Genomic DNA, 15,827 nt, shown 5'->3' on the forward strand with positions numbered 1-15,827 from the left:
TAATTGTATGCATGCATAATAAATTTTATGTTTCAGGTTCAAATATAATTTATAAATTAGCTATACTTATACCAATAAAAATGACTGTAAAAATAACCGGAATTGGAAGTTATATCCCAGAACTTAAAGTGACGAACACTGATTTTGAAAGTCACACTTTTTTAAATGAGGACGGAAGCCTGATAAACTCCGCGAATGATATCATTATCGAAAAATTCAAAGGAATTACAGGAATTGAAGAAAGAAGATATGCAACTCCAGACCTTGTTGCATCTGATATTGCTTTCCTTGCTTCTCAAAAAGCGATTGAAAATGCAAATATCGATCCTGAAACTCTTGATTATATCATCTTTGCACATAATTTTGGCGACGTCCGTCACGGAGCCATCCAGTCGGATATTTTACCGAGTTTGGCTACAAGAGTAAAACATAAATTGCAAATCAAAAATCCAAGATGCGTTGCTTTCGACATCCTTTTTGGTTGTCCGGGTTGGATAGAAGGTGTGCTTCAAGCCAATGCCTACATCAAATCTGGAATGGCAAAACGTTGTTTGGTTATCGGTGCCGAAACACTTTCAAGAGTTGTTGACGCTCACGATCGTGACAGTATGATTTATTCAGATGGTGCCGGAGCTTCCATCATCGAAGCATCAGAAAATGACAGCGAAGGAATACTTTCTCACGAAAGTGCAACATTTGCCTACGAAGAAGCCAATTATTTATTCTTCGGGAATTCTTTCAATAAAGATTTAGATCCAGACGTTCGCTACATCAAGATGTATGGACGAAAAATATATGAATTTGCCTTGAGCAATGTTCCCCTGGCTATGAAAAGCTGTCTTGAAAAAAGCGGAGTTGCTATTAATGATGTCAAGAAAATCCTCATCCATCAGGCAAACGAAAAAATGGACGAAGCCATCATCAACCGTTTCTACAAACTCTATGGTAAAACCGCTCCAGAAGGCATCATGCCAATGAGCATCAATTTTTTAGGAAACAGCAGTGTAGCTACAGTTCCAACGCTTTACGACTTGCTCATTCACGGAAAAATAGAAAATCAAGAACTTCACAAAGGCGATGTCGTAATCTTTGCATCAGTTGGTGCCGGAATGAATGTGAATGCATTTGTTTACCGATATTAATTTATTTTTTCAGAAGCTAATCCAGCTTTCCACTCCAAGTCCTCGCTCAAAAATTGTGTTTTAGTGTCCTAAAAAGAGCTTCCGTTGGTCGCTTTTTTAGAACACAAAACACTAATTTTTGAGCTCCGGGCTTTCTGCTCCAATCTGGGCTAATCAGCGGTAACTTCAACATCAGATATCCCTAAAACTTATTTATCTTTGCAACTTCGAGCCAATTATCGAAACCAAAAAATATGTACGAAAAAACTTTTCCAAACAAGCGTTTCAAACACACTTTGGAGTTTCTAAAAAAACACGTTTCAACCCAGGAAACAATCTTTGATTTAGGCGTTCCAAATCCGTTTTCTAAAATAATGGAAGAAAATGGCTATGCCGTAAAAAACACCAAAGGCGAAGATTTGGACAATGATCAAACCGCTTTGCAAACCGAAGAGTATTCAGTTTTCACAGCTTTTGAAATTTTCGAACATTTATTGAATCCATACACTGTTTTACAAAATGTAAAATGCGATAAATTATTAATTTCTATTCCACTACGTTTATGGTTTTCGCCAGCCTATAGAAGCAAAACCGATATGTGGGACCGACATTACCACGAATTTGAAGATTGGCAGTTGGATTGGCTTTTGGAAAAAACCGGATGGGAAATTACCGCCCGTGAAAAATTTACACATCCTGTAAAAAAACTCGGTTTCAGACCTCTACTACGTTATTTCATCCCTAGATATTATATTGTTTTTGCTGAACGAAATCCCAATAAATAAATCCCAAATTCCAAAATCTAACCTTAATTGGAATTTGGAATTTTAAAGATTTGGAATTTAATATGAACTATTACATCGTCATTCCGTCACACAACGAAGAGAAATTAATCTCTTTGACTTTGCAATCTTTAGTTGAACAAACCGTTTTACCAGCAAAAATTGTTGTCGTGAATGACAATTCCACTGATAAAACTGCTGAAATTGTCTTGTCTTTCGCCGATAAATATCCGTTTATTTCATTAGTAAATAAAACTTCTGATCCGATTCATTTGCCAGGAAGCAAAGTGATTCAAGCTTTTCAAAAAGGGCTAGAAACATTAGACGAAAACTATGATTTCATTGTAAAGGCAGATTCAGACTTGATTTTCCCAAGTAATTATTTCGAAACCATTATCCAACATTTCAAATCTGATGAAAAAATTGGAATGGCTGGCGGATTTTGCTTAATAGAAAAAAATGGTGAATGGGTTTTAGAAAATCTCACCGACAAAGACCATATTCGAGGAGCATTGAAAGCCTATCGAAAAGAATGTTTCCAGCAAATTGGCGGTTTGAAACCTGCAATGGGTTGGGATACAGTAGATGAATTATTGTCAAAATTTTATGGTTGGAAAGTTGTTACGGATGCTTCCTTAAAAGTAAAACATTTAAAACCAACAGGAGCCAACTATAACAAAACTGCTCGTTACAAACAAGGCGAAGCCTTTTATACCTTGGGCTATGGTTTCTGGATTACAGCAATAGCTTCGGCAAAATTGGCGATGATGAAGAAAAAACCGCTGTTGTTTTTAGACTATATCAAAGGTTTCCTCAAAGCAAAATCGGCTAAAAAAACAATGCTAGTTACTCCCGAACAAGCAAAATTCATCCGAAATTATCGATTGAAAAAAATGAAAGAAAAGTTATTTTAAAGATAAAAACTCATCGGTCGTAACCCATAACTCATAACTAATCGTTATTTTTGAACATATTTAATGCTATGATGTTAATTCGATATTTGTCGCAGATAGGAAAATATTTCCTGATGTGGAAAGAAATCTTCAACAAACCCACAAAATGGTCCGTAATGAAAGGACTAATCCTCAAGGAAATCGATGATTTGATTATTGGTTCGCTTGGAATTGTTGCTTTCATTTCGTTCTTCGTTGGTGGAGTTGTTGCCATTCAAACTGCTTTGAACCTTACAAACCCTTTGATTCCAAAATACTTAATTGGTTTTGCCACAAGACAATCGGTAATCCTTGAATTTGCTCCAACATTTATTTCCATCATTATGGCGGGAAAAATGGGGTCGTTCATCACGTCAAGTATTGGAACGATGCGAGTTACAGAACAAATTGACGCTTTGGAAGTCATGGGTGTAAATTCCCTAAACTACTTGGTTTTCCCGAAATTAATTGCACTTCTACTCTATCCTTTCGTAATTGGAATAGCCATGTTTCTAGGAATTCTTGGAGGTTGGATGGCTGGTGTTTATGGCGGATTTACTTCGAGTGATGAATTTATCTTTGGTTTGCAAACAGAGTTCATTCCGTTTCACATCGCTTATGCTTTTATAAAAACTTTTGTTTTTGCACTCCTGTTGGCTACAATCCCATCCTTTCACGGATATTATATGAAAGGTGGAGCACTTGAGGTTGGTAAAGCCAGTACAGTTGCATTTGTTTGGACATCGGTAACGATCATTTTGATTAATTATATTCTAACCCAATTACTTTTAAGCAAATGATAGAGGTAAAAAATATAGAGAAATCTTTTGGAGACAGTAAAGTTTTAAAAGGAATTTCAACGGTTTTTGAAACAGGAAAAACGAATCTGATCATTGGACAGAGTGGTTCTGGAAAAACGGTTCTATTGAAATCATTATTGGGAATTCACACTCCAGATTCGGGTCAGATTATTTTTGACGGACGTGTTTATTCGGATTTGACTCCTGATGAAAAACGTGCTTTGAGAACAGAAATCGGAATGGTTTTTCAAGGAAGTGCTTTATTCGACTCCATGACAGTTGCACAAAATGTAGCTTTTCCGTTAAAAATGTTTACAAAAAATAATCGCTCTGAAACCAATGACCGTGTGGATTTTGTTTTGAAAAGAGTGAACCTGATTGATGCCCATCATAAATTACCGTCTGAAATTTCGGGAGGAATGCAAAAACGTGTTGCCATTGCGAGAGCCATTGTAAACAACCCAAAATACCTTTTTTGTGATGAACCAAATTCGGGTTTAGATCCCAATACTTCTACCCTTATCGATAATCTGATTAAGGAAATTACGGAAGAATATGACATTACAACCGTAATCAACACCCACGATATGAACTCGGTTATGGAAATTGGCGAGAATATCCTTTTCCTGAAAAACGGTGTAAAAGCTTGGCAAGGCAAGAAGGAACAGATTTTTATTACTGATAATGAAGCAGTTGTAGAATTTGTTTATTCTTCAAATCTATTCAAGAAAGTGAGAGAGGCTCATTTGAAGGATTTAAAATAAATCAATGGGTTTTGTAAACCCAACCCGTTCTTTCTTCGCCATCGTTCATCAGGACATAATAGAAATAAGTCGCATCGGGCAATTCCCTGTTTTTAAAATCCTGGCCATACCAATCGGATTTATAATTTTCCTTTTCGTAAACCAAACGTCCATAACGACTATAGATTTTTAGATTTAAAATATCAAATCCTGATAAATCAAAGGAGTCATTGTCGCCATCATTATTTGGGGAAATGCCTCTTGGAATTCTGCAAACGGTGCTTTTTACATCAAAATCGGATGAATTGGAACAACCTTCGGCATTGGTTATGGTAAGACTATAAATTCCAATTGGAAAATTGGTTACCGAAATAGGATTTTCGTGTGCAGAAAAACCTTCTGGACCAGTCCAACTATAAGAAACTTCATTTTCTTGAAAAGAATTTTCGACAGGAAAAGCCCTTAAAACATAATTATCCTGATTGTTTTCGCATCCTCCTTCAATTACAAATACTGGAAAATCATTCACATTTAATGTTGTTGAAACCGTTTCTGATTCGCAACCATCAAGCAGAATTTTCAAACTATACATTCCATCATTCAATGATGTTGGGTTTTCGATTATTGGATTTTGCTCGACCGAAGTAAAGCCATTTGGTCCTGACCATTGATAACTTCCAGATTGAACATCAGAAGCAAAAAGCTGTAACGATTCATTGCTACAAATCAATGTATCTACAGAAATTTCAGGCGTTTCAGGAATTGTTTTAAGGGTAATGATCAAAGTTGTTTCATCAAAATTATTACATATATCGCCAACCCTGTATTTGAATTTATACGTGCCGGATTGCAAGGCTGAAGCATCCCAGTTGTTTCCCGAAAGCATTCCGCTGTTGGTTATTTCCTGCCAAGTCCCATCTTCATCATAATCCGAGAGAAGTGAAAATAAATCAATTGAACCGGGAGAACCACAATAGATTGGATTTGAAGCAATTCCGGCATCAGGCAAATCTTCATTTAAAAAAACCTCTATATCCGAAATAAAATTGATGCAAGAAGCAGGATTGTTAGCATAAAAAACCCTGACATGATAGATTCCTGAATCTGCAACGGGATCAAAAGTGGAAAAATTTAATGTGTTTGAAGTTCCTAAAATAGTTGTTGTTTCATCATCTTTCCACCATTCATAACTCAAAAAAGAAAATGAAAGTACGGAAAGCGATACATTTTGACCACTGCATAAATTATCAATTTCAATTGGAAAACCATTGGAAATTCCGATTTCATAATCGGCTTGGAGTATGTTTCCACAATCATCTTCAACTTCAAAACCATAAACCGCCGCTTCTACTCCAAGAAACAAACTTGAATTTAGGTTTTCAATTTCAAATGGATTATTGTTTTTTGTGATGATCTTGTAGTTGAAAGGAGCCACTCCTGAAACATCCACAATCACATCATAAGTTCCATCCTGACAGGAAACGCTCACTACATTATTGATCTTTGGCTGGGCAAAGAAATCAAATTCTTCAACCGTAAGGAGGCAACTTTGACTGCTAATTGCGTTACCAAAAATGCTGTATCTTCCAAGAATCCTAAAATGACCATAAACGGCAATATTATAATTGATGGTATTTGGAGCTAGCACCATAGAATTTGTTGTACTTGGTGTTGTATTTTCCTGATAAACCACACCCGAAACAGGATGTCCCCATGTATTAGCAACTGGGTCAAACTTTTGAAGCCAATAGGACATCGGGTTCGAAACATTTCCTTGGGGAATTACTTGAATATCAAAAGAACCGCAATTTTCGATAACGTTTACAGTTGCTGTCTGCTGATATGTCCCTATCGGACAAACAAGTTCATACTCGTTATTGCATACATCAAGGGTTTTGAAAACATAAGTTCCCTGGGGAAGTGAATTCATATAAAAATTAAAAGAAGCACTATCAATGTTGAAAGAAACATCATAAGGCAAGGTGAATCCTGCAGATGCGGGAGCCTGAATAATTTTTACGCTTGCAAAATCGCTGGATGTAATGATACTGACCGAACCAAAACCTGGCTCACATCCATTTAGGATCGTTCGTAAAGGAGGCAAAATATCCGGCACATCCACGACCAACTCTTTAATATGTTCAACTCCACATAGGTCTATCAATGAAAACGAATATTCGCCTTCAGGCAAGCTTTCTAATATAAAAGTATTCAAGCCAGAAGGGGTCAAAACATGTGGCGTGGCGTGAGGATATCCTGATGGAGCTTCCATAACAGTTGCACTAACAGCGTTTTTTATAGTATATTTAAACGAGTTGCAACCTGTAATTTCAGCTGAAATAGAAGGTACAGTAACTGGAAATGCTAAAGTTCCCGTACCCACAAAAACATTTCCGCAACCATCAATAACCTCTAAACTATAGCTAAAGGATTGATCTGGAAAAAGTGGTATTTCTTGCGAAATAGTAATCAAATCTTGATTGCCGCTTGTTAAAACCTGATCTAGAATTATTTGCTGGCCTGAAGGAAGCGTCAAGACATAGTGCAGCGTTATGGGATAAATAAAATCTTCGCTACTTGAGTTGTTTAGCGTTTGTGTCACCGAGGCAATATTGCAATCGGCACTTGTTATCGTGTTAATAAGTCCGATTTGCAAACCACTTCCAGACGAATCCACAAGGGTATAATTTTGCACGATTCCATCTCCACAATTATCAAAAACCCTAATCAAATATACCCCTGGAGTTAATCCTGTAAATACATTTGACGTTTGCAAAGGCTTTAAAACTGGTCCAGAAATGATTTCATATTGAACTGGAATTCCTTGCGTAACATTCACCGTGATTTTTTGATCGCAAAGATGACTTCCGCCAGAGAGGTTATATTCCAACTGCACGATTTGGTCCAAGATAACGATATCCTGTTGCTGAGAATTGCTTTCTGTCCCTAAAGATTGGGTTGCTATAATTCGATAATTTCCTGCCGAAAGTCCGCTATAGCCATTTCCAGCCGTAACACCGATTGCTGTTGTAATATTGGGCAATAAATAAATTGAATAGAGCATTGTGGCTCCATTTGTTGTTCCCGAAGTTGCAAAAGCCAAGGTGCCATTATTCTCACAAGTCTCATTGGTATGCACGACACTAAATGAAAAGTCAGAAAGTTGGCAATAGGAATTTTGGGCGAAAAGTATAAAAAAAAGAATTTTATAATTAAAAAAATGTTTGACTATACTTTTCATTTAATGAATTTATTTTGGGTCACTAAAGATATAAAAATCAATGACTAAAAATAAATTTGTTTTGATTATTTGCACTATTTAAGAAAGAAATACATTACGATTTGTTATTATCCACTTCAATTTTGGAAACAATTGCCTTAATTTCTTGTTCCTTATTTTTAGGATAAATCAACAACACATCATTCTTATCAACGATGATATAATCATTCAAACCATCCACGATAATCAACTTTGAAGCATCGGTTCTAATGATATTGTTTGAAGCATTTTCCAAATAAACAACTGCATTTACAACTGCATTATTATTCGCGTCTTTATTTAGTTTTTCGTGAAGCGAACCCCAAGTTCCAAGATCATTCCAATCAAAATTTGCTGGGAGAACATACACATTATCCGCATTTTCCATCACGGCATAATCAATCGAAATATTTTCGGCAAGAGCATAATTTTTATTGATGAAATCAGCTTCAGCATCAGTATTATAAACCGGCAATCCTTCTGAAAAAAGAGCCAACATCTGCGGTTGAAATTTTTCAAAAGCCTGTAAAACCGATTGTATACTCCAAATAAAAATTCCACCGTTCCATAAAAAATTTCCACTTTCTAAAAACGATTTTGCCGTTTCATAGTCGGGCTTTTCCCTAAAATGGCTCACTTTCTTGACCTGATTTTCATCTGATTTATTGTATTCAATATAACCAAATCCTGTGTTGGGAAAAGTAGGCTGTATTCCCAAAGTCATCAGGGCATTTTCTTTTGAACAAAAATCAAAAGAAGTCTGTAAATTGCCTATAAATGCATTTTCATCCTCAATCCAATGATCGCTTGGAGCAACAACTACAAGAGCATCAGGGTTTAGTTTTTTAATTTTCAGGGAAGCATATAAAATACAAGGTGCCGTATTTCTCATAGCAGGTTCTAGCAAAACCTGCTCTTGCTTGACCATCGGCAATTGCGATAAAACAAGATCGTTATACCGTTCATTTGTTAGAATAAGAATATTTTCTGCTGGAATTAATTTAGACAATCTGCTGAATGTCTTCTGGATGAGAGTTTCTCCACATCCTAACATGTCATGAAACTGTTTTGGAAATTCGGTTGTACTCACAGGCCAAAAACGAGAACCAACGCCTCCAGCCATTAATATCGCGTAATAATTAGTATTCATTTTTATCTTTTCAAGTGGGCTTTTCAAGTAATTCAAATGTATGTATTTTCTACAACAGTACCTTTAATTATTTTGAATAAAACTATCAATATTACAATAAAATCAACTTGGCAACAATTCCACCTCAGCATTGGGATTAAACAGATACATCCTTCCAGAACTCACTTCCATACATTCGTATCGTTTCACCCTCAGACTACCTTTCTTGAAAATTTTTCCATTATGAATTCGAAAAACACTCCCAACAGGAATTTCGAAAATAAAATTCTTGTCGTTTTCCTTGTCAAAATACTTCAAGGCCAAAGCCAATTTTGCATCGGTATCGCTACTTGCCGTTGGGTTTTTGAAATGTCTTGCCAGAAGAGGCAACAATTGAGAAGGAAAAATTTCAGGACGAATAAACGGCACCATCAACCGCTGAAACGAATATTTCCATTCGACTCCGTGGGGTTTTATATTCCTACCAAATTTCTCAAAAGCCACCAAATGGGCAATTTCATGCACCAAAGTAATCAGGAATCTATACTTATTCAAGCTTGCATTTACCGTGATTTCGTGTTTCCCCGTTGGCCCTTTTCGGTAATCACCGTGTCGGGTTACACGCTCGTTTACGATTTTCAAATGAACGCTATTGGCAACAATCAAATCAAAAACGGGTTTGACGGCGTGCTCGGGTATATATTTGGCTAATGTTTCGTTCATTTACCATCAATCTTTTGAGTGGTTAACTTTTGAGACGGAACAGATTGGATTAGCCTAAAAAGTTGTTCAGTATCTGGTACATCTGTTAATCGCATTTTCCCATCAGAAGCTTGCATTTTCAAACCGTGACAATTCGTCACGGTTTCATTTCCTTCTCGTTTTAATCGTTGTTTTAATTTTCTCCAATAAGCATTTGGATCAACACTATCAGTCAAAACAGCGATTACATCAATAATGGAAATAAACCATTTTTCCTGTTCGGTATCCCAAACGGTTCTTACTTTTTTGTCTTCAAATAATTGAATTGCGTTTTCTTGTTTCATAAAAATCTACGGTGTCGAGGACGAAACCTGCAACACTTTTCCATTATAAAATCGATTTCCTTTCAATGTAAAATCATAAATATAATCCGCCATTTCTCCTGCCGAAAGCGGTGCCAAATAACCCGGAAAAGCTTCCGCTAACATCTCGGTTTGTACTGAACCCAACGCCAAAACATTAAATGAAATTCCCCTTTCCTTATATTCTTCCGACAACAATTCCGATAACGTAATCACCGCTCCTTTGCTCGAACTATAAGCCGAAAGTCCGGCAAATTTCATACTTCCCTGAATGCCTCCCATCGAACTGATTGTGACAACGTGGCTTCCACTTTTCAAGTAAGGCAAACAAATTTGCGTCAAGGTTGCAACCCCAAAAACATTCACTTTATACACTCTTTCAAAATCCTCAAGCGTCGTTTCCGAAAAGGGTTTCAAGACCAAAGATCCAGCATTGTGAACAATTGCATCCACATTTTTCCACGAACTCTTTAAAAAATCACCCACTTTTTCATAACTGCCCATTTCAGATAAATCCACCGAAAGGCACGTTATATTGGCGTGGTCAATCAAAACCTGAGGCGTTTTCCTCGAAAGTGCCAACACCTGATGTCCTTTATTTGCAAATTTCAACGCAAGTTCATACCCAATTCCCCTACTCGTTCCCGTAATAATTATATTTTTCATTTCTATTTTTTTGAAGCAAATCTTTAGGCTTCTATTAATCCCTGTCTGCCGACAGGCAGGCATATTCCCGCCTTCCTTCCATCTCGTCCCAAAAGACGAGATTCCCTCCAGTCGGGGCTAAATTTAAATCTTTAGGCTTCTTTTTTATCCTTTATTATTAAATCCTTCTTCTGTCTCGTAACTTTTGCTTGGTATGAACGTCCTAAATTCAGACTTTTTTTTACAATTCTTAGATTTGCTTTACACTTATGATACTGTCTGAATTCTTCTTTTATCTTTTCATCTACAAGTTCATTTGGTCCTCCACCAACTTCTAAATAGTTAATTTCTTTGAGATCAATATTATTTATCTCTATAAATCTATCTACAATTACAGAAAAAGTATTTGGCTGTCTATGGTCAACATTCAAGTCTTCATATTTTGATAGCTCGCCTGTTTCTTGACACCTAACTTTTCCTCTTTTAGAAAATTCATCAAAAAAAGCAAGTTTTACTTCTCTCAAATCTTCTTGAATTAATTTTCTACAGGCTTCTCTAAACTTTGTAAAATCAGTTTTCGGCGAATTAATTCGTTTTGTGTAAGAAAAAAAGTCTGTTGAACCATCAGTTCTAATCAATTCAAAAGATTTAGTATTATATTGAACTTTAGCAATCCTGATACTATCAATTCCAACACCAATTTTCTCAATTATTTTCGGATGAGTCTCAAGCAAATCCAAAACATCATTAAAATCCTCTTTACTTAACTTTTCTCCAAACTCATATGAATTCAAAATAGTTTTAAAGTGAATTAAAGCTTCTTTTTTAGACCCAAACTCCTTATCGCCTATTTCTAGTTTTTTTCTCATTGTATATTTGACTTTTTACTTCAGAACGATTTCCTTCGTTTTTGCATTCACCATCTGTTCCGCAACCGGCAAGATATCCTGAATAAAACTCGTCATGTGCTTCGTATCCATCAACTCAAATTCATCGTCAACATGGTGATAATAAGCATAATTTTCAAAATCGAACGTACAAACTGTCTGACACGGAACATTAAATTCCTTGAAAAAAGGATAATTGTCCGATCTCATAAACAATTGGTATTGGAACTCCATCGGCAAGTAACCTACCAACTTTTTCCCAGAATAATCATTTATTTTCGTAGCCATGTTCGATTTGCTAAATCCTGTGATATAAGCCGTATAATCCGCCTTCATCGGAACACCAATCATCTCAAAATTCAACATCGAATATAAATCAACATTCTTCTTCTTTAGCTTTTCCGCCAAATGTTCTGAACCTAGCAAGCCCAATTCTTCAGCTGTAAAAAACACTATAAGAATACTTCGCTTATTGGTTTTATTGTTACCAAAATATTTGGCAATTTCAGCAACAGCCGTCACACCCGAAGCATCATCATTTGCTCCATTATTGATTTTGTCGCCGTTGACTCCACCGTCTTTTGAAATTCCAATATGATCGTAATGGGCTCCGAAAATCACAAATTCATTTTTCAGAACAGGATCATTTCCTTCTATATAACCAACAATATTAGCCGTTGGCAATTTAAAATTGGATATGACATCGCGATACGAATCAAAATAAGGCTTGACATTGTTCTTCTTCAAAAAATCCTCCAAAAAAACCGCCGATTTTTCTATTCCTGGAGTGCCAACTTCCCTTCCTTCAAAAGCATCCGAAGTCAAAGTCTTGAGCGTTGCAGAAACACTACTTTCCTCTACTTTATAATTAAAAGCATAAGGTGCTTTTACTTTCTCAATACTTGTAACAGCTTTATCTGTAGTGGTGGCCGATTTGCAACCAAAAATAAAAAGCGGAATTAAATAGAATATTTTTTTCATTTGCTAAAGATTTTATCCCTGCTAAAATAAATAAAAAAACCACGCCAAAGCGTGGTTCTATCTCAATAATGACAATAAATTTAAGCCAACATTGTCACTGGATTTTCTAAATATTGTTTCAAGGTTTGCAGGAACTGAGCTCCTGTAGCACCGTCAACTGTTCTGTGATCACAAGCCAAAGTCAACGTCATTGTGTTTCCAACAACAATTTGTCCGTTTTTCACAACTGGCTTTTCAACGATTGCACCAACAGAAAGTATTGCAGAATTTGGCTGGTTGATGATTGACGTAAATTCAACTATACCAAACATTCCAAGGTTTGAAACTGTAAAAGTACTTCCGTCCATTTCGGCTGGCTGTAATTTTTTGCTCTTTGCTCTTCCTGCCAAATCTTTCACGCTTGCACCAATTTGAGTCAGGCTCATTTGGTCGGTGAATTTCAATACCGGAACAACCAAACCGTCTTCAACAGCTACTGCAACACCAATATTCACGTGATGGTTGATGATCGTTACATCTTCTTTCCATTGTGAATTTACTTTTGGATGTTTTTTCAACGCCATTGCACTTGCCTTGATTACCAAGTCATTAAATGAAACTTTAGTATCAGGCAATGAATTGATTACATTTCTAGACTGCATTGCATCGTCCATCGTTACCTCGATAGTAAGGTAATAATGTGGAGCTGTGAATTTCGATTCCGACAATCTTCTCGCAATGGTTTTACGCATTTGAGAATTCTTGATTTCTTCAGAAAAAGCTTCACCTGCAGGAACAAAAGGTTTCACTGGAGCTGATTGAGCTGTTTCTGCTTTTGCAGAAGTTGGAGCGGAAGCTTGTGTTTCAGCCTGTGGCTTGAAGTTTTCGACATCGCTTTTCACGATACGTCCGTTCTCACCAGAACCTTTAACTTGAGAAAGATTGATTCCTTTTTCTTCGGCAATTTTTTTAGCCAAAGGTGAAGCAAAAATTCTTTTTCCGTCGTTACTTGAAACTTCAACTGTTTTTTCTTCAGATTTCTCGTCAGCAGTTTCTGTTTTTTCTTCTTTAGAAGTGGCTGGAGCCGAAGCACCACCTTTTTTATAATTTTCTGCAACGCCTGTAACATCAGTTCCTTCTGGACCGATGATTGCCAAAACGCTGTCAACTGGAGCAGTCTGACCTTCTTCAACACCAATGAACAATAACGTTCCGGCATTAAAAGATTCAAACTCCATTGTAGCTTTATCAGTTTCAATTTCAGCCAAGATATCGCCTTCGCTGATTTTATCCCCAACTTTTTTCAACCAAGTTGCAACCGTTCCGTCAGTCATGGTATCGCTCAAACGAGGCATTGTTACTACGATTACTCCTTTCGGTAAACTAGCCGGAGCTTCTTTACTTTCAGTTGCTGGTTTTTCTTCAGTAGTTTTTTCTTCTTTTGCTTCAGCTTTAGGTTCTGAAGCTTCGGAATCAGCTTTCTCTTCTGATTTTGGTTCTGCTGGGGCCGATTTTCCGTTTAACAAATCAGAAATATCTTCACCTTCTTTTCCGATAATTGCCAAAAGCGAATCTACTGGTGCAGAATCTCCTTCTTGTATTCCGATGTGCAATAAAGTTCCAGAATTGAAAGATTCAAATTCCATTGTAGCTTTATCGGTTTCAATTTCAGCAAGAATATCGCCTTCGCTGATTTTGTCGCCCACTTTTTTCAACCAAGTTGCTACTGTTCCTTCCGTCATGGTATCGCTCAAGCGAGGCATTGTGATTACTGTTGCCATATCGATTATAGTTTATGTGGGATGAAAGGATAATTTTCTTGTTCGTACACTACATCGTAAAGTTGCTGTACTTCTGGGAAATCAGATTCTTCGGCGAATGTTGCACATTCTTCTACTAAATCTTTTACTCTTTGGTCAATTGCTTCAATCTCTTCCTCTGTAGCAAAATTTTGATCTTTTATTACATCTAAAACTTGAGTAATCGGGTCGATTTTTTTGTATTCTTCAACTTCTTCTTTTGAACGGTACAATTGAGCATCCGACATTGAGTGTCCTCTGTAACGGTATGTTTTCATTTCAAGGAAAGTTGGTCCGTCTCCACGACGTGCTCTTTCGATGGCTTCGTGCATTGCTTCGGCAACTTTAACAGGATTCATTCCGTCAACTGGTCCACAAGGCATTTCATATCCTAAACCAAGTTTCCAAATATCAGTGTGATTTGCAGTTCTTTCTACAGAAGTTCCCATTGCATAACCGTTGTTTTCAACGATGAATACTACTGGAAGTTTCCAAAGCATTGCCATATTGAAGGCTTCGTGCAAAGAACCTTGACGTGCCGCACCATCACCAAAATAGGTCATTGTTACACCACCTGTTTCAAAATATTTATCTGCGAAAGCGATACCGGCACCAACAGGAATTTGAGCCCCTACGATTCCGTGACCACCATAAAAACCGTGTTCTTTAGAAAAGATGTGCATCGATCCACCCATACCTTTGGATGTTCCGGTTACTTTTCCTAGTAATTCTGCCATTACTTTTTTAGGATCGACACCCATACCAATTGGCTGAACGTGATTTCTGTAGGCAGTAATCATTTTGTCTTTTGACAAGTCCATGGCGTGCAAAGCACCTGCCAAAACTGCTTCCTGACCATTGTATAAGTGAAGAAATCCTCTTACTTTTTGTTGTATGTAAAGTGCCGCTAGTTTGTCTTCAAACTTTCTCCAAAGTAGCATATCTTCATACCACTTTAAATAAACCTCTTTTGTAATTTCTTTCATCTGAATTTTCCTTTTGCTAATGTTGCTTGTGAATGTATTTAATCGATTACTTCGCAAGATAGTTTCCTCACACAAATTTCGTCCCGAAGTGTCGGGAGCAAAAATAAGACATTCCGAGTAAGAACTAAAATTTAAAACATCATTTTATACTTTTTTTATAAGAAGTTTTTATCAAACATAAAGGGAAGCAAATTTTTCAAAGAATCCGACTTGTAAATTGCTCCAGTTTCGCCCATAAAATAAATTTCAATTGGATATTCTTGTTTGAATTCATATTCGGCAATGGCTTGTCGGCATGAGCCACAAGGAGGAATTGGCGAGGTAACCGGTTTTTCATCGGCAGTTGCAGAAATTGCCATTTGAAGCATTTTTGCATCAGGATAAATGGCTCCAGCTTGGAAAATCGCCACACGTTCTGCACAAAGTCCGGAAGGATAGGCTGCATTTTCTTGATTTGAACCCAAAACAATTTTTCCGTTATCTAACAAAATAGCAGCTCCAACTCTAAATTTAGAATATGGAGCATAGGCTTTTTTCCTAATTTCCACGGCTTGTTCCATCAAATCTTTTATGTTTTTTGGAAGCTCGCTCATTTCATCAAAAACAGAAAACTTTGTGGTAATGTTTATTTCTTTCATTTATAAATTTTCTTTTAAAATCTGAATTCATTTCGTCATAAGGGAAAAAAAATCCAAATCTCATCAATTTGAAATTTGGATT

General features: G+C 36.6%; 15 protein-coding genes. 5 read left to right on the forward strand and 10 right to left on the reverse strand.

Features of this window, described 5'->3' with window-relative positions; genetic code table 11:
- Positions 1-80 precede the first annotated feature (80 nt).
- The 5 genes from J2X31_RS01395 to J2X31_RS01415 all read left to right on the forward strand — a co-directional run bounded on the left by J2X31_RS01395 (position 81) and on the right by J2X31_RS01415 (position 4,399).
- A complete protein-coding gene (locus J2X31_RS01395) occupies positions 81-1,142 on the forward strand; it encodes a 3-oxoacyl-ACP synthase III family protein (RefSeq protein WP_310023791.1) in 1,062 nt (353 codons plus the stop codon).
- A gap of 233 nt (positions 1,143-1,375) precedes the next feature.
- On the forward strand, positions 1,376-1,906 hold the full coding sequence (locus J2X31_RS01400) for a methyltransferase (protein WP_310023793.1): 531 nt from the start codon (positions 1,376-1,378) through the stop codon (positions 1,904-1,906).
- Positions 1,907-1,968: 62 nt separating this feature from the next.
- A complete protein-coding gene (locus J2X31_RS01405) occupies positions 1,969-2,817 on the forward strand; it encodes a glycosyltransferase family 2 protein (protein WP_310023795.1) in 849 nt (282 codons plus the stop codon).
- A gap of 68 nt (positions 2,818-2,885) precedes the next feature.
- Positions 2,886-3,635: an MlaE family ABC transporter permease gene (locus J2X31_RS01410; protein ID WP_310023796.1), complete on the forward strand. Its 750-nt coding sequence runs from the start codon at positions 2,886-2,888 to the stop codon at positions 3,633-3,635.
- Positions 3,632-4,399: an ABC transporter ATP-binding protein gene (locus tag J2X31_RS01415; protein ID WP_310023798.1), complete on the forward strand. Its 768-nt coding sequence runs from the start codon at positions 3,632-3,634 to the stop codon at positions 4,397-4,399. The genes J2X31_RS01410 and J2X31_RS01415 overlap by 4 nt, the downstream gene beginning before the upstream one ends.
- 1 nt (position 4,400) lies before the next feature.
- Here the strand turns inward: J2X31_RS01415 and J2X31_RS01420 are convergent, their stop codons facing one another.
- From J2X31_RS01420 to cdd, 10 genes are all read right to left on the reverse strand, one after another.
- On the reverse strand, positions 4,401-7,619 hold the full coding sequence (locus J2X31_RS01420; protein WP_310023799.1) for a T9SS type B sorting domain-containing protein: 3,219 nt from the start codon (positions 7,617-7,619) through the stop codon (positions 4,401-4,403).
- 94 nt (positions 7,620-7,713) lie between these two features.
- Positions 7,714-8,787: a mannose-1-phosphate guanylyltransferase gene (locus tag J2X31_RS01425; RefSeq protein WP_310023800.1), complete on the reverse strand. Its 1,074-nt coding sequence runs from the start codon at positions 8,785-8,787 to the stop codon at positions 7,714-7,716.
- Between the two features lie 102 nt (positions 8,788-8,889).
- Entirely contained in the window at positions 8,890-9,489 is a 600-nt protein-coding gene (locus tag J2X31_RS01430) for a SprT-like domain-containing protein (RefSeq protein WP_310023801.1), read from the reverse strand.
- On the reverse strand, positions 9,486-9,812 hold the full coding sequence (locus tag J2X31_RS01435; RefSeq protein WP_310023802.1) for a BRO-N domain-containing protein: 327 nt from the start codon (positions 9,810-9,812) through the stop codon (positions 9,486-9,488). Before J2X31_RS01435 ends, J2X31_RS01430 begins: the two co-directional genes overlap by 4 nt.
- Before the next feature lie 6 nt (positions 9,813-9,818).
- Positions 9,819-10,496, reverse strand: a complete 678-nt coding sequence (locus J2X31_RS01440) for an SDR family NAD(P)-dependent oxidoreductase (protein WP_310023804.1) — start codon at positions 10,494-10,496, stop codon at positions 9,819-9,821.
- A 131-nt stretch (positions 10,497-10,627) separates the two neighbouring features.
- The gene (locus tag J2X31_RS01445; protein WP_310023805.1) at positions 10,628-11,344 is read right to left on the reverse strand and encodes a DCL family protein; all 717 of its coding nucleotides are present in this window, start codon (positions 11,342-11,344) and stop codon (positions 10,628-10,630) included.
- Between the two features lie 15 nt (positions 11,345-11,359).
- Positions 11,360-12,343, reverse strand: coding sequence for a M20/M25/M40 family metallo-hydrolase (locus J2X31_RS01450; protein WP_310023806.1), 984 nt, complete (start codon positions 12,341-12,343; stop codon positions 11,360-11,362).
- 80 nt (positions 12,344-12,423) lie between these two features.
- Positions 12,424-14,103, reverse strand: coding sequence for a pyruvate dehydrogenase complex dihydrolipoamide acetyltransferase (locus tag J2X31_RS01455; RefSeq protein WP_310023807.1), 1,680 nt, complete (start codon positions 14,101-14,103; stop codon positions 12,424-12,426).
- 5 nt (positions 14,104-14,108) lie between these two features.
- Positions 14,109-15,107 carry a pyruvate dehydrogenase (acetyl-transferring) E1 component subunit alpha gene (gene pdhA, locus J2X31_RS01460; protein ID WP_310023808.1) on the reverse strand — a complete coding sequence of 333 codons (999 nt, stop codon included), beginning with the start codon at positions 15,105-15,107 and terminating at the stop codon, positions 14,109-14,111.
- 155 nt (positions 15,108-15,262) lie between these two features.
- Positions 15,263-15,745 carry a cytidine deaminase gene (cdd, locus tag J2X31_RS01465; protein WP_310023809.1) on the reverse strand — a complete coding sequence of 161 codons (483 nt, stop codon included), beginning with the start codon at positions 15,743-15,745 and terminating at the stop codon, positions 15,263-15,265.
- Positions 15,746-15,827: the final 82 nt, after the last annotated feature.

The organism is Flavobacterium arsenatis (assembly GCF_031456785.1).
Classification (GTDB): domain Bacteria; phylum Bacteroidota; class Bacteroidia; order Flavobacteriales; family Flavobacteriaceae; genus Flavobacterium; species Flavobacterium arsenatis.